Raw genomic sequence first — 21,158 nt, 5'->3', positions numbered from 1 at the left:
TCAGCGTATTGCGCGTGTACCAGGCCCTTCATCTCCCGTTGCGAGTGGCCGACGGGGATTGCGGGCAATGAGTTCATGCTGGCCGTAGGAACGGCGATCTTCGTACGTCGCTGAACAGAGGCAGGTGGCCGCGAACATGTCGAGCAGGGCGAGTGGCACGGCGGATCGCCGCGGGGCGGCGGCACGCGGCGGGCATCGGGCTGCGCTGCGGCGCGGCCGCCGTCGGCGTGGTTCTGGCCGAGGTCCAGATGGCGCGCCGCCAGGTCGGCAACCACGGGACGGACCGGTGCACGTCCCGTCGGCGGACGGCGCTGTCGCGGCAGGGCGTACGCGCTGTCGGGGCGCAGCCTGCGCTCACCATGCTCGGCGACTCCACGGCCGCAGGGGCAGGGCGTGCACCGCGCCGGCAGACGCCGGCGCGCGCTGCTCGCGTCGGGACTCGCGGCGGTGGCCGAGCGCGCGTGGAGCTGCGCAACGCGGCGCTGCCGCGGCGCCCAGTCCGACGACCTGGACCGCCAGGTCGCGCTGAGCTCGCCGACCCGGCCTGGCAGCCGGACGTCTGCGTGATCATGATCGGCGCGAACGACGTCACGCACCGCATCCCCGCCGCGCAAGTCCGTACGCCACCTCTCCGCGGCCGTCCGCAGGCTGCGCACGGCCGGTGCGGAGGTGGTCGTGGGCACCTGTCCCGACCTCGGCGCCGTCGAGCCGGTGCAACAGCCGCTGCGCTGGCTGGCCCGGCGAGGCGTCGCGGCAGCCCGCCGCCGCGCAGGCGATCGGCACGGTGGAGCAGGCGGGCGCACGTCTCGCTGGGCGATCTGCTGGGCCCTGAGTTCTCGGCGGCCCGCGCGGAGCTGTTCGGCCCGACAACTACCACCCCTCGGCGGAGGGTACGCGACGGCGGCGATGGCCGTCCTGCCGACCCTGTGCGCCTCCCTGGGCCTGTGGCCGGAGGAGAGCGCGGACGTCGCCCGCGCCGAGGGTTTCCTGCCGGTGGCCCGTGCGGCGGCCCAGGCGGTCAGGAGGGCGGCACGGAGGTCACTGCCGCGATGCCGACGGTCCGGGGCCCGTGGGCATTGCTCAAGCGACGCCGCCGCCGCCAACTCTCCGCAGGACGCGGTCGGCCACGTCCGGCGACTGAGACCACCTGCCCTCGACCGACCGCCGGCGGGCTGGTCGCGCGGTTCCCCGCGCCCTGGGTCGCAGATCAAGCCCTCCGGCGAGCGAGAGCGGGTCCGGCGGAGCCCCGAGGCCGTTGACCGGGTGAGCGCCGGTGGGGAGCTGGCGCAGCAGTACGCGCCCTGGCGCCCAGATCGAGCCCCTCCGGCGATTGAGGAGCGGGACCGGGCAGAGCCGAGGCCGGTGCCCGACCGACCGCCGGTGGGGCTGGTCGCGCAGTTCGCGCCTAGGGGCGCCCAGATCAGCCCTCCGGCGGTTGAGGAGCGCCGCGGAGCCCCGAGGCCGTTCGCCGGGTGGGGGCTGGGCGCGCAGCTCCCGCACCCCCGGGGGCTACCCGGATCACTCACCCGTTGGACGCAGAGCGCTGAGCAAGCGCTTAGAAAGATGCTGGCGGGGTCACACACCCATGCCGGTGACCTGAGCAGTACGTACAGGGTAACTTCCCAGACGGTCCCGCCTGAAAAGGTCAACGAACCCTCTGGAGCCGTGATGCCCGAAGCAGTGATCGTCTCAGCCGCCCGCTCCCCCATCGGCCGCGCCTTCAAGGGCTCCCTGAAGGATCTGCGACCGGACGACCTGACCGCCACGATCATCCAGTCCGCCCTCGCCAAGGTCCCCGAGCTCGACCCGCACGACATCGACGACCTGATGCTCGGCTGCGGCCTCCCCGGCGGCGAGCAGGGCAACAACCTCGGCCGCATCGTGGCCGTGCAGATGGGCATGGACCACCTCCCGGGCTGCACCATCACCCGCTACTGCTCCAGCTCCCTGCAGACCACGCGCATGGCGCTGCACGCCATCAAGGCGGGCGAGGGCGACGTGTTCATCTCGGCCGGCGTCGAGATGGTGTCGCGCTTCGCGAAGGGCAACTCGGACTCGCTGCCCGACACGCACAACCCGTTCTTCGCCGAGGCCGAGGCCCGCACCGCGGCCGTCGCCCAGCAGGAGAACACCACCTGGCACGACCCGCGCGAGGACGGCCTGGTCCCGGACGCGTACATCGCGATGGGCCAGACCGCCGAGAACCTGGCCCGCCTGAAGGGCATCACCCGCGAGGACATGGACGCCTTCGGCGTGCGCTCGCAGAACCGCGCCGAGGAAGCCATCAAGAACGGCTTCTGGGAGCGCGAGATCACCCGGTGACCACCCCGGACGGCACGGTCGTGTCGAAGGACGACGGCCCGCGCGCCGGCGTCACGCTGGAGGGCGTCTCGGGCCTCAAGCCGCGTCTTCCGCCCCGACGGCCTGGTCACCGCCGCCAACTGCTGCCCGCTGAACGACGGCGCCGCCGCCCTCGTGATCATGTCCGACACGAAGGCCCGCGAGCTGGGCCTGACCCCGCTCGCCCGCGTGGTCTCGACCGGCGTCTCGGCCTCTCCCCGAGATCATGGGCCTGGGCCCGGTGGAGGCGTCCAGCGCGCGCCTGAAGCTGGCCGGCCTGTCCGTCTCGGACATCGACCTGTTCGAGATCAACGAGGCGTTCGCCGCGCAGGTCATCCCGTCCGCCCGCGACCTCGGCATCGACGAGGACAAGCTGAACGTGAACGGTGGCGCCATCGCCGTCGGCCACCCCTTCGGCATGACCGGCGCCCGGATCACCGGCACGCTGATCAACTCGCTCCAGTTCCACGACAAGCAGTTCGGCCTGGAGACCATGTGCGTCGGCGGCGGTCAGGGCATGGCGATGGTCATCGAGCGCCTCAGCTGACCGGAACCGACCAGAGCTGAGCCGGAGCTGACCTCGAGATCCGTCTATGCAATCGTGATCCAATCTCCCCCAGGATGTGACATGCATCTCGGGGAGATGGACTTTCGCAGCGTCAGCCCGGTACCCAGAGCCATATCGGGGCTAAACGCCCGGCCAAAAGCCCTGTCCAATTCGTGACGTAATGCACTGACAGCTGGTTCGTCCAGGCTTCAAGCTGATGTAGGAAGTCGGGGGTCGACTTGAAACCGGGAGTACGTCAGTGAGCGCCATCCCCTCTGCATTGCTGCTCGCCACGGCCGCTGCCACGCTCGTCGGCGCCGCCACCCTGCACAACGTCCGGGGCCTGCGTCGGCAGATCGCGGACCTCGCAAGGAGCTGGCCCGTGATCGCGCGGATGCCGTGCGCCCGGGCGTGCCGGCGGCTCGCACGACTCCCGACACGGACGCCATACGCGGCGCCGTCGCCGACGCACTCGCCGAGGAGCGGGAGCGCGAGCTGGCGGAGGCGCGGGCGTTCTGGGCGGCGCAGGAGGCGCGCGACACGTCCGACCTGCCGCCGTTCCTGACCGGTGGCGGTGCGCTCGGCGACGAGTTCTTCATGCCGCGCGCAGGCCGACTTCGCCGGCCTCGAGCCGGTCGTCGATCGGCCGGCCCTGGAGCCGGAGGACGAGTTCGCCGGGGAGTCCGCCGAGCTGGCGCGGCCCGCCGCCGCCACCCCTCGCACCCGGACTTCGTCCCGGTCCAGTCGCCCGTCTCCAGCGACCACGAGCGCACGGTGGCGTGTCTGGAGGAGCTGGCGCAGGCGCGCACGGCGCTGTCCGACGTCCGCCCCGGCCCGCTCGGCACGCTCGACGTCTACGTCTTCGCCGACGGCACCACGCTCTGCATGACCCCGGGTCACCGGAGACCGCGGAGCAGCTCGCCGCGGCCCTCCGTGACGGCGACACCCCGGTCCTCCTCGGCGGCTCCGGCGTCTCCGGCGCGTACGCTCCCGACCTTCGAGTGCGCCGGCGCCAGCGTCTGCATCCTGGCGGACCGCGTCATAGCCTCCGCCTGACCCGTTCAGCCGACCGCGGCCCGGTGGGGGCCGGTCGCGCAGTTCGCGCGCCCCTGAGACGCGCACTCCGTGCGCCATCTCAGCGGCGCGCTGCCATGACGGCGCGGTATCTCTCGGGCGAAGACGCGGCAAAGCCGCGGCGCTCAGGCCCGCGAGCAACTGCGCACGAAGCCCCACCGGCCCGCAGCCGAGATCGGGTTTCAAGGGGCGCGAGGAACTGCGCGAGAAGCCCCACCGGCCCGCAGCCGAAATCGGCCTCCCAGGGGCGCGAGGAACTGCGCGAGAAGCCCCACCAGCCGACAGCCGAAGTCGGTTTCAAGGGGCGCGGGGAACTGCGCGAGAAGCCCCACCAGCCGACAGCCGAGATCGGGTTTCAAGGGGCGCGGGGAACTGCGCGAGAAGCCCCACCAGCCGACAGCCGAGATCGGGTTTCAAGGGCCGCGAGGAACTGCGCGAGAAGCCCCACCGGCCCGCAGCCGAAATCGACCTTCCAGGGCGCGGGAACTGCGCGACCAGCCACGACGAGACCCGCACCCGGCAGCACCACACCAGGCGCCACGGCGAGACTCCCGGAACCGCTCTACACCCGGCCCGCTTCATCGCCGCCTCGACCAGCTCCACGGCCTCCGCCAGCTCCCCGGCCCCCGCAGGGACACCGCCAGGTCCCGCCCGGCCACCGTGATCTGATCGGCCGCCGCGAACATCCCCGCGTCCGGCATCTCCCGGACGGCTCGAGGGTCGTCCAACAGCTGGGCCCGCGCCGAGAGTTCCCTGGCCAGCGCCAGCGCCTCCGCGGCGGCCCCCCGCTGCAGCCGACTCTGCGGCGCGGCTCTGAGCCGGTCCGCGAGCTGATCCACCGCTGCGGTCAAAGGCGTCGTATCAAGCACCCGGCGAACTGTAGCTGTTTACAAGGCCCCAACGCTCAGGCACGGTGGCGTGAAGCGACCGGCCACATCGAAGCGTTCCGAGGCGCCGATGTCCCAAGTCTTCTCCGAGGAGACCCACCGCAATCTGCTGGCTCGAATCCCCACTGCACCGGTCGTGAAGTCTCCGACTGGCTGCGCACCGTCGAAATGATGGCCCCTGCTTCCTTCGCTTCGAAGAGAAGGTCAGCTGGTTGCGCGGGGAGCACGATCTCGCGTACGGCCATGCCAAAGCGATCATCCACGAGTACGACCTGAGGCGCGCCGCCCGCCGATTCGGCTGAGGCGGGCCGAGCAGCGCCGCCAACTCCCCATGAAGCCAGGGCCCGCGCGCGAAGGGTGCGCGGGCCCGAGGCAGCTACCGGACGACCGGCTAGTCGTTGCCGCTGCAGGATCGCGATGAGCCGCAGGAACTCCATGTGAGATCCAGACCAGGGTCAGGGTCAGACCGAAGGCGGCGAGCCACGCCTCTTCCTTCGGGGCGCCGTACGCGATGCCGTCCTCGACCTGCTTGAAGTCCAGGGCCAGGAAGCAGGCACCGAGCAGGATGCCGATGATGCCGAACAGGATGCCGAGGCCGCCGCTGCGGAAGCCGAGGCCGTCACCGCCGCCGAAGACGGCGAACAGCAGGTTCACCGCCACGAGCAGGATGAAGCCCATGGCCGCGGCCATCACGAAGCCGTAGAGAGCGACGGTTGACGCGGATCCAGCCCGCCTTGTACGCGACGAGGACCGCGACGAACACGGCCATCGTGCCGAGCACGGCCTGCACGGCCGCACCGCTCGCTGATGTAGTTGTCGACGATGCTGGAGAGCACGCCGAGGAAGACACCTTCGAGGGCGGCGTACGCCAGGATGATCGGCGGGGACGCCTTGCGCTTGAAGGCCTCGCACGAAGCCGAGCACCATCGCGACGAGGCCGGCGCCGATCGCGATGCCGTACGACTTGTTGATGTTGGCCTCGTCGACCGGGAGCAGCGCCCAGGCGAGCGCGGCGGTCACGACGAGGAGACCGAGGGTGGTCGCCGTGCGCATGATGACGTCGTCCATCGTCATGCGGCCGGTGGTGGTGGGCGCCTGCGGAGCGCCGTACTGCAGATCCTGCTGCGCGTAGGGGTTCTGCGCGTACGGGTTGCCGGCGGGGGCCTGGCCGTACGGATTGGCCTGCGTCCCGACTGCGGGGCCCCCGGCCTGCGGCTGCTGCGCGGTGTTGAACTGCGCGTAGCCGTTGTCGCGGCTGAACCCCCGTCGCGAGAAGACCGGGTTGCTGCTCCTCATTTCACTCCTCCATGGCCACCGTGTATGGCCTTGCCACAAGAGTAATAGCTTGGCAAAGATCCGGCCCTAGTGCTCAGGGAGGATCTTTCTCATCCTGTTACCCCTTTCTGCTTCTACGAACGTGGCAGCCCCGTGATGTTCCGCCCGGCGGCGATCACAGCGGGAAACCGGTGTACGCCTCCGCGAGATCGGCTTCCGCGGCCTTCGACGTGGTCAGGCGGTCGAGCCGGGCGAGCTGGATCTTGTCGTCGAACGCGGTGGCGTCGGGCGCGCGGTGCAGCATCGTCGTCATCGCGTAGGAGAACCGCTCGGCCTGCCAGACGCGGCGCAGGCAGGTCTCCGAGATACGCGTCGAGGAGCGCGGTGTCGCCCTTCTCCGTGGCCGCGACGAGGGCGCGAACGCGCACGTGACGACGTCGCCGACGGCGAGGTTCAGCCCTTCTGCGCCGGTCGGCGGGACGATGTGCGCCGCGTCACCGGCCAGGAAGAGCCGGCCGTGCCGCATGGGCTCGTGGACGTAGGAGCGCATCGGGGTGACGGACTTCTGCGTGATCGGTCCGCGGGCCAGCCGCCAGGCCGGGTCGTCGACCGCCAGGCGGCGGTCGAGCTCGTCCCAGATCGCGTCGTCGGACCAGTCGGCGGCGTCCGTGCCCTCGGGGACCTGGAGGTAGGCGCGGGTGACCGAGGGCGAGCGCATGGACAGGAGCGCGAAGCCGCGGTCGGAGCGGGCGTAGACCAGCTCGTCGTGGGACGGGGCGACGTCGGCGAGGATGCCGAGCCAGCCGAAGGGGTACGTGCGCTCGTACGTCGCGGACTCCGGCGCCGGTATCGCGTTCCTGGCCACGCCCCAGAAGCCGTCGCAGCCGACCACGTAGGCGCAGTCGAGGACGTCCTCGCGGCCCTCGTGCCGGAACCGGACGCGCGGCGCGTCCGTGTCTCGCCCTCCACCGCCAGCGCCTCCGCCTCGAACAACAGGGGCCCGCCGTCGGCCAGTTGGGCCGCGATGAGGTCCTTGCAGACCTCGGTCTGGGCGTAGACCATGACCTGCTTCCCGCCGGTCAGGGCCGGGAAGTCGACGCGGTGGCGGCGGCGGTCGAAGCGCAGCTCGATGCCGTCGTGGGGCATTCCGTCGCGGTCCATGCGGGCGCCGACGCCGGCCTCGCGCAGCACGTCGACGGTGCCCTGCTCCAGGATCCCGGCGCGCTGGCGCTGTTCCACGCTACGCGCGGTCGCGGCTCTCCAGGACGACGGAGTCGATCCCCGCGTCGTGCAGGAGCCTGGCCAGGAGCAGTCCGGCCGGGCCCGCTCCGATGATGCCGACGGTGGTGCGCATACGGATCCTCTCGCGTCTGTGCGTTCGTTCCCTCGCGTTCGCCTGGTGAACTTTCGTTCATTGAGGCTCTGGCGGGATCCTCCGCCCCGGTCGCATCGGGTGTCAATGGTCCGGTGGCGGACGGGCGCGGGCGGCGGCGGCCGACGGGGTGCGTGCGCACGCCAAGACCCGCGCCCGGCAAGGGAGTTGGCGATCTTCGGCCCCCTCGCGCACGGCGGATCCCGCGCCGGGCACACATACCTGTGGCAAGGCCCGCAAAGGCGACGGGGCGGGAAACGAGGGGGAAACGGGGAGGAGAGGACGGAGGTGCCCGGAACCGGACTTGAACCGGTACGCCCGCGAAGGGCGGCGAGGTTTAAGCTCGCCGTGTCTGCATTCCACCATCCGGGCAGGCTGTGGGGCTCCGCGTCGACCATCCGAGCCTATCCGGCGGCATCCCCCGATCAGCGGAACAACAGCCCGATGTTGTCTTATTTTATTGACGTCTGAGGGTGCATCAGCCCACTACAAGCTCCATCCGCACTTGCCGGAGGCCTTGTCACGGCACGGGCGCGCTCCAGGGGATTGACGGGATTTCACCTCCGCCGGCGGTGTCCCGGCGGGCGCCCGGTTCTCAGGGTCCCGTGTCATCCCCAGGTGTATGACACAGCCTCCCCCGGTCCGACCCGAGTCGCCCCTCGGAACGGGAACTGCGACTGACTCCACGGCTCCGATCCGCCGGGACGATGGAACGGTCCCCGAACGCCGCACCGACAGGAGCACCCACCCGTGACCACCACCCCTCTCGCCGGCCGGACCACCACGGCGGCCGCCCGCGCCACGGATCTGTCGAAGGTCTACGGACAGGGTGAGACCCAGGTGGTCGCGCTCGACCGGGTCTCCGTCGAGTTCCGGCAGGCCGAGTTCTACCGCGATCATGGGCCCGTCGGGCTCCGGCAAGTCGACGCTGATGCACTGCGTCGCGGGCCTGGACACCTTCTCCTCCGGCTCGGTCCGGATCGGCGAGACCGAGCTGGGCTCCCTCAAGGACAAGCAGCTCACCAAGCTCCGCCGACAAGATCGGCTTCATCTTCCAGGCGTTCAACCTGCTGCCGACGCTGACCGCCCTGGAGAACATCACGCTCCCCATGGACATCGCGGGCCGCAAGGCCGACAAGCAGTGGCTGGAGAACGTGATCCAGATGGTGGGCCTCGCGGACCCAGCCTCGGCCACCGCCCTCGCAGCTCTCCGGCGGCCAGCAGCAGCGCGTCGCGGTCGCCCGCGCCCTGGCCTCCAAGCCCGACATCATCTTCGGCGACGAGCCCACCGGAAACCTGGACTCGCGCTCCGGCGCCGAGGTCCTCGGCTTCCTGCGCAACTCCGTGCGCGAGCTGGGCCAGACCGTGGTGATGGTCACCCACGACCCGGTCGCGGCGGCCTACGCGGACCGCGTGGTCTTCCTGGCGGACGGCCGGATCGTCGACGAGATGCACGCCCCGACGGCGGACACGGTCCTGGACCGCATGAAGCGCTTCGACGCGAAGGGCCGCACCAGCTGACGCAGGTGCGCCCCGGAAGGGCGCGGGGAACTGCGCGAGCAACCACGACGGCGCAGCACCCGCGAACGAATCATCGGCCCCCACGGCGCGTAGGTCACGGGGCTCCGCCCGGACCCCGCTCCTCAATCGCCGGAGGCAGTGATCCGCACCCGCAGCCCAACGGCCGCAGGGCTGATCTGCCCGGCCCAGACCTAGAAGAGACCCCCATGTTCCGAACAGCCCTGCGCAATGTCTTCGCGCACAAGGCCCGCCTGATGATGACCGTGCTCGCCGTCATGCTCGGCGTCGCCTTCGTCACCGGCACCCTCGTCTTCACCAACACCATCTCCTCCGCCCTGGAGAAGTCGTCCTCAAGGGCTTCGACCACGTGGACGTCGCCGTCACCCCGGCTCCACCAAGTCCGAGGGCGACAGGGTCGGCCGGTCCACGAAGCTGACCGACGCCACCCTGAAGAAGGCGCGGAGCGTGCCGGGGCCGCCGCCGCGACCGGCGTGGTCAGCGGCTACGCGGCCGTCGCCGACCAGGACGGCAAGCTCGTCGGCAACGGCTTCTCGACCAAGGGCGGCAACTACTCGGGCACCGCCGGCAGGCCGACGACCGCTACCCGCTCACCGACGGCGCCGCCCCGCGCGGGAGCACCAGGTCGCCCTGGACGCGGAGACCGCGAAGCGGGCCGGGTACAAGGTCGGCGACCAGGTGCGGATGTCCATCGACGGACCGGTGCTCACGCCCACCGTCACCGGCATCTTCACCACGGACGACGGCAACGTCGCGGCCGGCGGCTCCCTGCGCCCTGTTCGACACGGCGACCGCGCAGCAGCTCTTCCACAAGCAGGGCGCGTACGACGAGATCGACGTGACCGCCGCGGCCGGGACGAGCCAGGACCAGCTCAAGCGGAACCTCGACGAGGCGCTGGGCACCTCCGCGGTCGACACCGACACCGGCAAGCGGCTCGCCGACGACCAGGCCGAGATGATCTCGTCGTCGATGAGCTCCATGAAGACGATGCTGCTGGTCTTCGCGGGCATCGCCCTGTTCGTCGGCATCTTCATCATCGCCAACACCTTCACGATGCTGGTCGCCCAGCGCACCAAGGAGCTCGCGCTGCTGCGCGCCGGTGGCGCCTCGCGCCGCCAGGTCACCCGGTCCGTGCTGCTGGAGGCGTTCTTCGTGGGCGCCGTCGCCGCCGTCACCGGTCTGGGCGTCGGCATCGGCATCGGCGCGGGCATGCGGGCGCTGATGGACGGGACCGGCGCGATCATCCCGGACGGCCCGCTGGTCGTCTCCCCCGGCACGGTCGTCTCCGCGCTCGTCGTCGGCGTCCTGATCACGATGCTGGCCGCCTGGCTGCCGGGCCGCCGCGCCGCGAGATCCCGCCGGTCGCCGCGATGAACGCGGTGCACGCCGCCCCCACCGCCAAGTCCCTGGTGCTGCGCAACACGCTCGGCGCGCTCGTCTCGGCCGCCGGTGTCACGGCCGTGCTCGCCGCGACGACCATGAGCGGCGACTCCGGTCAGCTGCCGATGGGGCTCGGCGCCGGCCTGCTGGTGATCGGCGTCTTCATCCTCACGCCGCTGCTGTCCCGCCCGCTGATCGCGGCCGCCGCGCCGGTGCTGCGCGCCTTCGGCATCGCCGGCAAGCTGGCCCGCCTCAGCTCGGTCCGCAGCCCGCGCCGCACCGCCGCCACCGCCTCGGCCCTGATGATCGGCCTCACCCTCATCACCGGTCTGACGGTGATCGCGGGCAGCGATCCAGTCGGCGATCGACAAGATGGCGGCCGACTCCCTCAAGGCGGACTACGTCGTCTCCATGGCGAACGGGAACGCGCTCTCGCCCGACGTCCTCAAGACGCTCGACGGGACGCCCGGCGTCACCGCCACCAGCGGACTGTCGAACTCGCCCTCGCGCATCGACAACAGCACCGAGTACCTGACGGGTGTCAACGGGAAGACGATCAGCCGGCTCGCCGAACTCCCGGTGGACAGCGGCACGTTCACCGTGGGCGGCAGCGACGTCGTGGTCGACGATCGAGACCGCCGAGGACCACGACTGGAAGGCCGGCTCGGCCTTCACCGTCCACTACGAGGACGGCAAGGAGCAGCGGCTGACGGTCGCGGGCGTCTACGAGGGCAACGAGATGATCCGGGGATCATGCTCGACTCCTCGACCCTGAACCCGCACATCACCGACGGCGTCTCCGACATGCAGGTCATGCTGAAGACGTCCGGCGGCACCTCCGACGCCACCAAGGACAAGCTGACCAGGCGCTCGGCGAGAACCCCGCGGTCAAGATCCAGGACCGCCAGGACATCTCCAACGAGATCGCCCAGATGTTCACGCTGATGCTGAACATGCTCTACGGCCTGCTCGCCATGGCGGTCATCGTCGCCGTCCTCGGTGTCATCAACACCCTGGCCATGTCGGTCTTCGAGCGCCAGCAGGAGACCGGCATGCTCCGCGCGATCGGCATCGACCGCAAGGGCATCAAGCGCATGGTCCGCCTGGAGTCCCTGGTGATCTCCCTGTTCGGCGGCGTGCTCGGCATCGGCCTGGGCGTGTTCTTCGGCTGGGCGGCCGGTCAGCTCATCGGCAACAGCATGTCGACGTACGCGCTGATCCTGCCCTGGGGCCGGATGGGGATCTTCCTCGCGCTCGCCGCGGTGGTCGGCATCCTGGCGGCCCTGTGGCCGGCCGGCGCCGCGCGGCCCGGCTGAACATGCTGGCGGCGATCAAGTCCGAGTAGCCGTACGGCAGTCGTACGCGAAGGGGCCCGCCGGTGTGTCACCGGCGGGCCCCTTCGACGCTACGGCGTGGTGCGGACGCGGGTCAGACGTTCCAGGTACGGGCCCGCAGCGGCATCCCCGAGGCCCCGCTCACCGGTGTCTTCTACCGCGAGGATCTGGTTCACGCCGATGCGGTTGCGCTCGAAGCTCAGGGCGGAGGCCGCCATGTAGAGCCGCCAGATCCGGGCCCGGCCGGGGCTCACCAGCTTCGGGCCTCCTTCCAGCCTCCAGGTGCGCACCCAGTGCCGCAGCGTGAGCGCGTAGTGCTCGCGGATGGCCTCGACGTCGCGCACCTCGAACCCGGCCCGCTCCAGCGGCCGTGGTGGTGCCGACGGGCGCCAGCTCGCCGTCCGGGAACACGTGGCGTCGATGAACTCGTCGACCTCGTACGCCGACTCGTCCTCCTGGGGCCGCCGCGCGACGTCTGGTGGTTGAGCAGCCGCCCGCCGGGCTTGAGGAGGGCGTACAGGTCGGCGGCGTACTCCAGGCACCGCGCGGAGCCGACGTGCTGCCGGCCATGCGCGATGGAGGAGATCGCGTCGCACGGACCGTCGCGCACGTCGGTAGTCCTGGACGCGGATCTCGACGCGGTCGGTGAGGCCCTCGTCGGCGACGCGCTTCCCTGGCGAACGCGGCCTGTTCCTGCGAGAGGGTGACGCCGACGACGCTCACGCCGTGCTCACAGGCCGCGTGCACGGCCATCGAGCCCCAGCCGCAGCCGACGTCGAGGAGGCGCATCCCGGCTTGAGGTCGAGCTTGCGGGAGATCAGCTCCAGCTTGTCGCGCTGGGCGGACTCCGGCGTCGACTCCGGCGACTCCCGGTAGGCGCACGAGTAGACCATCGAAGGGCCGAGGACCAGCTCGTAGAAGTCGTTGCCGACGTCGTAGTGGTGGCTGATGGCCTGTTTGTCTGTCGCCCTTGGTGTGCAGGTGCAGGCGGCCTGCGGCGCATCTCCTCGGCGGGCGGGGCCGGCGGCAGGAACGGTCCTGCGAGCTTGACCAGCTCGCGGGCCGCGCGCGCACCTGGGTCCCTGAGCGCCTCCACGAGGCTCCTGCGCTCCTCTTCGGGGCGCTCCCAGATCGAGCCCGGCCAGTCGACCTCAGCGCGTCGCACAGATCGCCGTCCACGTCCAGGTCGCCGGCCACCCAGGCGCGGGCGAGCCCCAGCTCGCCCGGCTTCCAGAGCGAGTCGGCGCAGCGCGCGGCGGTTGCGCACGACGAGGGCCGGCGTGTCCGGGGCCCGGCCTCCGAGCTCTTCGATCCCAGGCGCGCAGCCACGCACCGGGAGCTCGGCGCCGAGCAGCTGCGTCGGCGGATTCTTCAGCCGCTGTGCGCGTGGCGTCCTGCGCGGCGCACACCTCCGTGACGAGGGAAATCCCGAACGGTCCCAGCGCCGACGTAAGAAGCACCGAACAGGGCGGTTGCGCGGTCGTTATCGCGTCACGGAACGGCAAAATGCTTGGCCAGGGCTTCACGTACTTTGGGCAGGAGAAAACCGAAGGGACCACTCGCACCACGGATGGCAGAGCAGCCCCTTCGCTGGCACTGAGCCGCAGGTCAGAGGCCTTGGCCTCGGCCTTCTTCTCCTCCACCACGGGCTTGGGCGCCGGCTTGGCGGCTCGTCGACCTCCTCGCGCGGAGACGCAGGCACCGAGCGCGGTGATGTCGCGCTTCTGAGACATGTTGATCGTCCGCTCGGCGATCACCCGGACCTGCGGTTCCAGGTCGGCATGGCCAGACCGTGGTAACCACGGTGCATGTACCAGGCGAGACGGCCCTCGAGCTTGATCTTCATCTTGCCCAGCTGACGATCATCGCGACGCCCTTGTGCAGGCCGAGACCCGCGACGGTTCGCCCTGTTGCTGTGGCTGTACCCTCTTCTCGCGGGAAGCCCTGCATGCCGGAGACCACGTTGTCGCCGAGCGACCTTGGCCTGGCGCATGGCGTGCTGCGCGTTCGGCGGGCACCAGTGCGCTCTGTCGTTGCCCGCCTTGCGGCGCCGACGAGGTCCGGCGATCTGGGCGTCGCCGCCCGCGCGCTCCAGATGCAGTCGCTGCCGGCGACCCGGAGTGGCCTGGAGCCACGTGGCCGCGCGGGCCGAGCGCGGGAGACCGAAGCGCGAGAGGGCTGCCCGGGTTCGGCTTGACGCCGGCGGTCCACACGCACGGTGTTCGAGCCTTCTGACCACCTCGAGCCCTGTTGGAGGTTAGCACGACGTGACCAGGCCGACGCAGGACGGCATGGTGGTCTTCAGGTAGACCTCGATGCCGCGGGACTCGGTGCTTGCGGCCGTACTGGCCGAGCTCCGGGCCGACCTCGGGCAGCACCTGTCGGCGGCGTCGACGAGCACGAAGCGCATGTCCTCGCGCTTCACGTTCCTTAGTAGAACTGGCCGCGAAATCGCAGCGCCAGGTCCTCGACCTCACCGATGTGTCTCGGCGCCCGCGAAGCCACCGCGATCGACGATCAGACGAGGTGAGCGCCTTGCGGCGATGATCTCCTCGTCGGTCGTCGATCTCGGCCTTGTCGCGAGAGGCCAGCTCGAGCATCGTGGCAGCGCAGGCCGATGGCCTCCTCGACAGCACCTTCATCACCGATGCCGACCTCAGCGGCGAGGCCCGGCGTCGGGAAGGTGCGGAGTACCGCGCCGAGCGCGATCGCAGGTAGGCGAAGGCACCTGCGTACGCCTCGCCGACGAGCGGGCGACCGTGGCGGCCTGTGCAGGTCCTGGTCGATGGTGGTGACGCGGCCGGTGAGAATCTCGGCGCCCGGCACAGCGCGTCGCAGCGGTACGACGACGTTGCGCGGCGAGATGCTGCCGGCGGCGGTCTCGGGGAGGAAGGGCTGGTACGTCATGTACGAGCGCGGGTCGACGACCGTGACGGTCGCTTCCGCGTAACGCATCTTCTTCAGGATGCGTCGCGCCGCGTACAGGCCTACGTACCCACCCCCGACAATGAGGATCCTGGGACGCTCCGTGGTGCTCATGCCATCGAGTATCCACCCGACTGGAGGGGGTCGCTCGTGCGCCCCTTCACAAGCACGGGTGAGGCCTCTGCTACACTTCGCCGCCCACGTGACCCATGTCATGGTCCACAGAGGGAACCACGGGGCACCCCCGGTCGTTGCTCACCCCTCTTGAGCAGCCACAGTGAGCATTCGGCGGCACTGGACCACTCACGGTTTTCATCCGCGCGTAACACGCGCGGAACCTCGTAAACCCCGGGCAGAAGTGTCCTGCGGCACCCCCGGACGGGCCCACGGGCCCGTAACAGCCGCCAATGGGACCGAATTCCTTGTGAAGAACTTCACGAACTTTCCCGACGGGGTGTCGCCGAAGCGTGTCGGGACCCCCGTTTCCGGTGCTCGGACGGGGTGGGACACGCTCAGGCGAGCCCTCGCGCCAGTCGATTCGTCAGGCGGATCGCCGGGCGAATCGTCAGGCGATGGACCAGGCGATCCCGTCGAGGATGTCGTGCTCGGAGACGACCACCTCGCGGGCCCCGGTCCACTCCATGATCAGGCGCAGCACGAGCGCGCCCGAGGCGATCACGTCGACCCGGCCGGGATGGATGACCGGCTTCAGGGCGCGCTGGTCGTGCGTGGAGGCCAGCAGCCAGTCGGTGAGCTCGGCGACCTTCTCGTAGGGGATCCGGGAGTGGTGGATCGCCGTCGAGTCGTACTCCTGGAGCCCGAGCGCCAGCGCCGCCACCGTCGTGACCGAACCGGCCAGGCCGACCAGCGTGCGGGCGGAGGTGATCGGGACGGTCTGCGTGACCCTGTCGAGGGCCTCGGCGATGTCCGCGCGGATCGCCTCGATCTGGGCCGGGGCCGGCGGGTCCGTCACCTTGCCGTCCTCGCCGACGAGGTGGCGCTCCGTCATGCGGACGCAGCCGATGTCGACGGAGAGGGCCGAGCGCACCGCGTCGTCGCCGACGACGAACTCGGTGGAGCCGCCGCCGATGTCCACGACCAGGTACGGCTTGTCCAGGTCGGCGCGGCCGGTCAGTTCCTTCGTCGCACCCGTGAAGGAGAACTGGGCCTCCTGGTCACCGCTGATGACCTCGGGCTCCACGCCCAGGATGTCCAGGACGCCCCGCACGAACTCGTCGCGGTTCTCCGCGTCGCGGGACGCGGACGTCGCGACGAAGCGGACCTTCTCCGCCCCGTGTTCCTTGATCACCGCGGCGTACTCGCGGCACGCCGCGAACGTCCGCTCCAGCGCCTCGGGGGCCAGCCGGCCCGTCCGGTCGACGCCCTGGCCGAGCCGGACGATCGTCATCCGGCGGTCCAGGTCGACGAGTTCGCCGGTCTGCGGATTCGCGTCCGCGACGAGCAGCCGGATCGAGTTCGTCCCGCAGTCGACGGCGGCCACCCGGGTCACTCGGCCACCTCCGCGGACACGCACGCGCCCCTCTTCCACCACTCGGGCAGCATCGCGATCGCCTCGTCGCCCAGCGGGTTCACGCCCGGGCCCGCGGCCAGCGAGTGCGCGACCAGGACGTGCAGGCACTTCACCCGGTCCGGCATGCCGCCGGCGCTCGGGAAGCCCTCCAGGACCTCGATGGCGTCACGACGCGCGATGTAGTCCTCGTGGGCCGCGCGGTACTTGGCCGCCAGGTCCTCGTCCGTCTTGAGGCGCTCCGTCATCTCCTTCATGACGCCGTTCGCCTCCAGGGTGCCGATGGCGGAGGCCGCCCGCGGGCACGTCAGGTAGAACGTCGTCGGGAACGGCGTGCCGTCCTCCAGCCGGGGGGCCGTCTCGACCACGTCCGGGTTGCCGCACGGGCAGCGGTGCGCGATGGCCCGCAGACCGCGCGGCGGGCGGCCCAGCTGCTCCTTGAACGCGCGGATGTCGGCGTCCGTGGGCGCGGTGGCTTCGGTCTGGGGCGGGGGCGTGTCCATGCGTCTCTTACGTGTCTTCCGTGTCAGTGGTCGGTCTGGTCGGCCTTGTCGACGCCGTCCCAGACGTTCGAGTACCAGGGGCGGTCCGTCTCGCCCTGCTCGGCGCGGCTCGACGCGGTGGCGCGCGGATCGGGCACCACGTACCCGGTCTCGCCCGGCATCACCATGTGCAGCCGCTCGCGGATCCGCTGCTCGGCGTACGCGTCGTCCTGCCAGCGGGCCTTCTCGTCGCGGAGCCGTTCGACCCGCTCCTCGGCCTCCTGCTGCTGGCGCTGGAGGTCCTCGATCTCGCCGCGCTGGGAGACGTACTGCCTTATCGGGTACGCGAGCGCGACCACCAGCGTGCACAGGACGAGGGCGAGGAGCGCCGCGCGGCCGGTGAGGCGGGAGCGGCGGGCCTGGCGCTTGTTCTGCGAGCGGTAGACGCGCTCGGCGGTCTGCTCGCCGAGCAGCCTCAGACGGGTGGCCGTGGAGAACGCGGCGGACCGGTCCTTGTTCCGGTCGCGGACCTTACCGGCCATCGCCTGCTCGCCTCCCCGATACGTACGTACGTCCCCGCACACGGTACGGGACCGAGTGCGGGGACGTACGTAACTACGGCGTCAGGGGAGGTCAGCCCTTGAAGCGGGGGAAGGCGCTGCGGCCGGCGTAGACCGCGGCGTCGTCCAGGATCTCCTCGATGCGCAGGAGCTGGTTGTACTTGGCGACGCGCTCGGAGCGGGCCGGGGCGCCGGTCTTGATCTGGCCGCAGTTCGTGGCGACGGCGAGGTCGGCGATGGTGACGTCCTCGGTCTCGCCGGAGCGGTGGGACATCATGCACTTGAAGCCGCTGCGCTGGGCGAGCTCCACGGCGTCCAGGGTCTCCGTCAGCGAACCGATCTGGTTCACCTTCACGAGCAGGGCGTTCGCCGAGTTCTCCTCGATGCCGCGGGCCAGGCGCTCCGGGTTGGTGACGAAGAGGTCGTCGCCGACGAGCTGGACCTTGTCGCCCAGCTTCGCGGTGATGACGTTCCAGCCGGCCCAGTCGTCCTCGTACAGCGGGTCCTCGATGGAGACGAGCGGGTACGCGGAGACGAGCTCCTCGTAGTACTCCGTCATCTCGGCGGCGGAGCGCTCCTTGCCCTCGAAGAGGTACTTGCCGTCCTTGTAGAACTCGGAGGCGGCGACGTCGAGCGCGAGGGCGACCTGCTGGCCGGGGATGTAACCGGCCTCCTTGATGGCCTCGAGGATGAGGTCGAGGGCCTCGCGGTTCGAGCCGAGGTTCGGGGCGAAGCCGCCCTCGTCGCCCAGGCCGGTGGCCAGGCCCTTGCTCTTCAGGACCTTCTTGAGGGTGTGGTAGACCTCGGTGCCCCAGCGCAGCGCCTCGGAGAAGGACTCCGCACCGATCGGGGCGATCATGAACTCCTGGATGTCGACGTTGGAGTCGGCGTGCGACCCACCGTTCAGGATGTTCATCATCGGGACGGGCAGCAGGTGCGCGTTCGGACCGCCGAGGTAGCGGAACAGCGGCAGGTCGCTGGCCTCGGAGGCGGCGTGGGCCACGGCGAGGGAGACGCCGAGGATGGCGTTGGCGCCGAGGGAGCCCTTGTTGTCGGTGGCGTCCAGGTCGAACATCGCCTGGTCGATCAGGCGCTGCTCGGTGGCGTCGTAGCCGACGAGCTCCGGGCCGATCTGCTCGATGACGGCGAGGACGGCCTTCTCGACGCCCTTGCCCTGGTAACGGTTGGGGTCACCGTCACGGAGTTCGATGGCCTCGAAGGCACCGGTGGAGGCGCCGGACGGAACAGCAGCACGACCCGTGCTGCCGTCGTCGAGGCCGACCTCGACCTCGACCGTGGGGTTGCCTCGGGAGTCCAGGATTTCCCGGGCTACGACGACGTCGATGGACGGCACGAGCATCTCCTTCTGGGATGTGACGCGGGCTATGCGGGGCCGCGATGCACGGCCTCGACCCCTTGAGCCTAACCGGCTCCGGGGCATCGGCCAGCCGACCGCCCGTCTCGTGGACACGGCCGTTAGCAAAATGTTCCCGACCTAAACAAAGCGGGGTGGTGGCGACCGGGTGACGGAATCCCGCCTGCCGGGTCGGCGACCATTGCCGGGTGCGGGCCGGTGGGGGCTTCTCGCGCAGTTCCCCGCGCCCCTGAAGGTGCGCACTCCGTGCGCGACCTTCATCAGGAGAAGGCCGCAGGGCGTTCAGGGGAAAGCGCGGCGAAGCCGCAGGCTTTCAGGGGCGCGGGGAACTGCGCGAGAAGCCCCACCGGCCCGCAGGCGGCGGGCACGCGAAACCCCCCACCTCCGGATTCCGGAGATGGGGGGCGCGCTGAGCGGCCCGTTGGGGGACGGGAGGGGATCTCGGCGTCCGCCGATGCCGGGTTCCCCTATATACGTGCGGCGGCGCTGCTTACTTCAGGTGCAGCTGCTGACCCGGGTAGATCAGGTCGGCGTCGGACACGATGTCCTTGTTCAGCTTGAAGACCTTCTGCCAGGTCGTCCCGTGCGCCTCGGCGATCTTGCTGAGGGTGTCACCGGACTTGACCTTGTACTCGCCGTCGCCCTTCTCGACCTTCTTGCCGGTCGGGGTGGTGACGGTCTCGCGCTTCTCGGACCGCGTGGTCGTCGAGGAGTCGGAGCGCTCCTGCTGCTTCGGCTGAGCCTGCTTCGGCTGGGCCTGCTGCTGCTGGGGCTCGGCGGCCGGCGCGGGGTTGGACGTGGAGGCGCCCGAGAGGCCCACACCACAGCTCGGCCAGGCGCCCTTGCCCTGGGAGGCGAGGACCTTCTCGGCGACCGATATCTGCTGCGCCTTGGAGGCCTGGTTGGCCGTGGACGCGTAGGCGGTGCCGCCGTACGCGGCCCAGGTGGAGGCCGAGAACTGGAGGCCGCCGTAGTAGCCGTTGCCGGTGTTGATGGACCAGTTGCCACCGGACTCGCACTGCGCGACCTGGTCCCACTCGGAGGTGGAGGCGGCGGAGGCGGAGGTGGCGCCCATCAGCGGGACGGCGACGGCGGCACCGGTGACACCGGCGAGCGTGGCGACACGGACGGCCTTGGACGGGCGGCGGTGCTTGCCCTTGCTGGAGAACAGCATGGAGAGATCCCCTCACCGACGCCTACGAGGTGAGCTGTCGGGTTCGGGCCAGTGAGTGCCCGGCCGCGCAACCTTGTGCGCGGCTTAACCCCAAGCCGTCTCGGTCTCCCTCGACGGCGCTTACCTGGGTCCCCCGCTCCTGCCTACGGCGCTGACGCGTCGACTGTTCCCGTACGGACGTTGGCAGGATTCGGCGTGACGTCCATCGGGGCCCGCAGTGGCGAGCGGTGACGACGTTAAGCAGTAGATCCGCCCGATTTCAAAGACGATCAGGGTCTTTGAGACTCATGTCTCACTCGAGCAAAAGTGGACATACGAGTCTCAACCCACCCCGAACTCCCGCTACTTTTCGCCCGATTCGACACCAAGATCCAGACTCTGACCAGGAAGGATGAGGTCCGGGTCGGAGCCGACCGTCCCCTTGTTCAGGTCGTAGAGCGTGGACCAACCGCCTCGCACGTCCTGGGCGTCCGCGATGTCCCACAGGTTGTCGCCGGAACGGACCGTGTAATCGCCGTCGCCGCGCTTCGTGTCGCGGGAGGCGTGACGCCCGTCCCCCGTACGGGAGTCGGCGGTGTCGTCCGGGGCGCGGTCGCCGCGGTGCCGGCCGCCGGTGGTGTCGTCCGCGGGGGCCGACGAGGGCGGCATGGCGGACTCCGAGGCGTCCGAGGCGTCCGGAGCAGCCGGGGAAGCGGAGTCGAGTCGACCCGACTTGTCCGTTTTGCCGCTCGCGTCGTCCGTCGGCTCGCCACTCTCCTTGTTACCGGAGGTATCTCCCGAGGCGTCAGCTGACGGGGTGTCGGACGCGTCGCCCGGTTCGCCGGACTCATCGGCCTTGCCGGACTCACCGGACTTGCCGTGATTCTTCTCTCCCGAGCCGTCCGATCCCTGGCCGTCACCCGCGGAGTCGGACGCCTGCGGGGAGGGGCTCGCACCCGGGTCGACATCGGCGGAGTCGTCGCCCTGGGTCAGGCCCGCCGTGATCGAGCAGCTCGGCCAGGCGAGGGGACCCCGGGCGTCGAGGACCTTCTCGGCGACGGATATCTGCTGCGAGCGGCTGGCCTGGTCGGCACGCGGGGCGAAGTCGAGGCCGCCGTACTGCTCCCACATCTCCTGCGAGAACTGGAGCCCGCCGTAGTAGCCGTTGCCCGCGTCCAGGCTCCACTGGCCACCGCTCTCGCACTCGGCGAGCTTGTCCCAGGTGGTGGTGGAGGCGGCGCTCGCGCTCGTCGCGGCGAGCAGCGGGATCGCGATGGCGCTTCCCGTGACGCCGAAGGCGACGACGAGAGCAGGAGCCTGACGGGGGCGACGGTGACGACCGTTCCCGGAGAGCATGCGGTTGCCTTTCGCGAGACTGATGCTGCA

At 70.5% G+C, this 21,158-nt stretch carries 9 protein-coding genes, 1 tRNA gene, 10 pseudogenes and 1 riboswitch; of the genes and pseudogenes, 7 read left to right on the top strand and 13 right to left on the bottom strand.

Annotation, left to right across the window (positions count from 1 at the left end; all coding sequences use genetic code 11):
• Nucleotides 1-248: 248 nt before the first annotated feature.
• The 4 genes and pseudogenes from RBJ77_RS04890 to RBJ77_RS04875 all read left to right on the top strand — a co-directional run bounded on the left by RBJ77_RS04890 (nucleotide 249) and on the right by RBJ77_RS04875 (nucleotide 3,943).
• On the top strand, nucleotides 249-1,259 hold the full coding sequence (locus RBJ77_RS04890) for an SGNH/GDSL hydrolase family protein (RefSeq protein WP_372343903.1): 1,011 nt from the start codon (nucleotides 249-251) through the stop codon (nucleotides 1,257-1,259).
• Between the two features lie 304 nt (nucleotides 1,260-1,563).
• Nucleotides 1,564-2,430 (top strand): annotated as a pseudogene (locus RBJ77_RS04885) (hypothetical protein); the annotation flags it as partial.
• 136 nt (nucleotides 2,431-2,566) lie between these two features.
• Nucleotides 2,567-2,887: a hypothetical protein gene (locus RBJ77_RS04880; RefSeq protein ID WP_372343838.1), complete on the top strand. Its 321-nt coding sequence runs from the start codon at nucleotides 2,567-2,569 to the stop codon at nucleotides 2,885-2,887.
• 259 nt (nucleotides 2,888-3,146) lie between these two features.
• Nucleotides 3,147-3,943 (top strand): annotated as a pseudogene (locus RBJ77_RS04875) (hypothetical protein).
• Nucleotides 3,944-4,590: 647 nt separating this feature from the next.
• Here the strand turns inward: RBJ77_RS04875 and RBJ77_RS04870 are convergent.
• Nucleotides 4,591-4,830, bottom strand: a pseudogene (locus RBJ77_RS04870) (hypothetical protein); the annotation flags it as partial.
• Between the two features lie 88 nt (nucleotides 4,831-4,918).
• On the opposite strand from RBJ77_RS04870, the pseudogene RBJ77_RS04865 reads away from it, so the two are divergent.
• Nucleotides 4,919-5,150: pseudogene (locus RBJ77_RS04865) on the top strand (DUF4287 domain-containing protein).
• A 93-nt stretch (nucleotides 5,151-5,243) separates the two neighbouring features.
• Here RBJ77_RS04865 and RBJ77_RS04860 read toward each other — a convergent pair.
• The 4 genes and pseudogenes from RBJ77_RS04860 to RBJ77_RS04845 form a co-directional block, all read right to left on the bottom strand.
• Nucleotides 5,244-6,144, bottom strand: a pseudogene (locus RBJ77_RS04860) (Bax inhibitor-1/YccA family protein); the annotation flags it as partial.
• 154 nt (nucleotides 6,145-6,298) lie between these two features.
• Nucleotides 6,299-7,314: pseudogene (locus RBJ77_RS04855) on the bottom strand (4-hydroxybenzoate 3-monooxygenase).
• Between the two features lie 49 nt (nucleotides 7,315-7,363).
• Nucleotides 7,364-7,477 (bottom strand): FAD-dependent monooxygenase, encoded by a 114-nt coding sequence (locus RBJ77_RS04850; protein ID WP_372343837.1) that lies wholly within the window; start codon nucleotides 7,475-7,477, stop codon nucleotides 7,364-7,366.
• Between the two features lie 307 nt (nucleotides 7,478-7,784).
• Nucleotides 7,785-7,867, bottom strand: a tRNA-Leu gene (locus RBJ77_RS04845).
• Between the two features lie 378 nt (nucleotides 7,868-8,245).
• On the opposite strand from RBJ77_RS04845, the pseudogene RBJ77_RS04840 reads away from it, so the two are divergent.
• Nucleotides 8,246-9,016: pseudogene (locus RBJ77_RS04840) on the top strand (ABC transporter ATP-binding protein).
• Between the two features lie 206 nt (nucleotides 9,017-9,222).
• A pseudogene (locus tag RBJ77_RS04835) lies at nucleotides 9,223-11,760 on the top strand (ABC transporter permease).
• 83 nt (nucleotides 11,761-11,843) lie between these two features.
• Here the strand turns inward: RBJ77_RS04835 and RBJ77_RS04830 are convergent.
• The 8 genes and pseudogenes from RBJ77_RS04830 to RBJ77_RS04795 all read right to left on the bottom strand — a co-directional run bounded on the left by RBJ77_RS04830 (nucleotide 11,844) and on the right by RBJ77_RS04795 (nucleotide 21,128).
• Nucleotides 11,844-13,124 (bottom strand): annotated as a pseudogene (locus tag RBJ77_RS04830) (class I SAM-dependent methyltransferase).
• A 235-nt stretch (nucleotides 13,125-13,359) separates the two neighbouring features.
• Nucleotides 13,360-14,704, bottom strand: a pseudogene (locus RBJ77_RS04825) (NAD(P)/FAD-dependent oxidoreductase); the annotation flags it as partial.
• 535 nt (nucleotides 14,705-15,239) lie between these two features.
• Entirely contained in the window at nucleotides 15,240-16,184 is a 945-nt protein-coding gene (locus tag RBJ77_RS04820; RefSeq protein ID WP_372343836.1) for an exopolyphosphatase, read from the bottom strand.
• A complete protein-coding gene (locus RBJ77_RS04815; protein WP_372343835.1) occupies nucleotides 16,181-16,705 on the bottom strand; it encodes a DUF501 domain-containing protein in 525 nt (174 codons plus the stop codon). The genes RBJ77_RS04820 and RBJ77_RS04815 overlap by 4 nt, the downstream gene beginning before the upstream one ends.
• Before the next feature lie 23 nt (nucleotides 16,706-16,728).
• Complete coding sequence (locus tag RBJ77_RS04810) at nucleotides 16,729-17,226, bottom strand: septum formation initiator family protein (RefSeq protein ID WP_372343834.1); 498 nt, start codon at nucleotides 17,224-17,226, stop codon at nucleotides 16,729-16,731.
• A 91-nt stretch (nucleotides 17,227-17,317) separates the two neighbouring features.
• The gene (eno, locus tag RBJ77_RS04805; protein WP_372343833.1) at nucleotides 17,318-18,598 is read right to left on the bottom strand and encodes a phosphopyruvate hydratase; all 1,281 of its coding nucleotides are present in this window, start codon (nucleotides 18,596-18,598) and stop codon (nucleotides 17,318-17,320) included.
• 511 nt (nucleotides 18,599-19,109) lie between these two features.
• Nucleotides 19,110-19,793, bottom strand: coding sequence for a transglycosylase family protein (locus RBJ77_RS04800; RefSeq protein WP_372343832.1), 684 nt, complete (start codon nucleotides 19,791-19,793; stop codon nucleotides 19,110-19,112).
• A 4-nt stretch (nucleotides 19,794-19,797) separates the two neighbouring features.
• Nucleotides 19,798-19,999, bottom strand: a riboswitch (cyclic di-AMP (ydaO/yuaA leader).
• A 136-nt stretch (nucleotides 20,000-20,135) separates the two neighbouring features.
• On the bottom strand, nucleotides 20,136-21,128 hold the full coding sequence (locus RBJ77_RS04795; protein WP_372343831.1) for a transglycosylase family protein: 993 nt from the start codon (nucleotides 21,126-21,128) through the stop codon (nucleotides 20,136-20,138).
• Nucleotides 21,129-21,158 lie beyond the last annotated feature (30 nt).

It is taken from the genome of Streptomyces sp. KL116D (assembly GCF_030766975.1).
In the GTDB taxonomy this organism is placed as follows: Bacteria; Actinomycetota; Actinomycetes; order Streptomycetales; family Streptomycetaceae; genus Streptomyces; species Streptomyces longispororuber_A.
The sequence above is the reverse complement of the archived record's forward strand: the minus strand, read 5'-3'. Positions and strand labels throughout refer to the sequence as shown.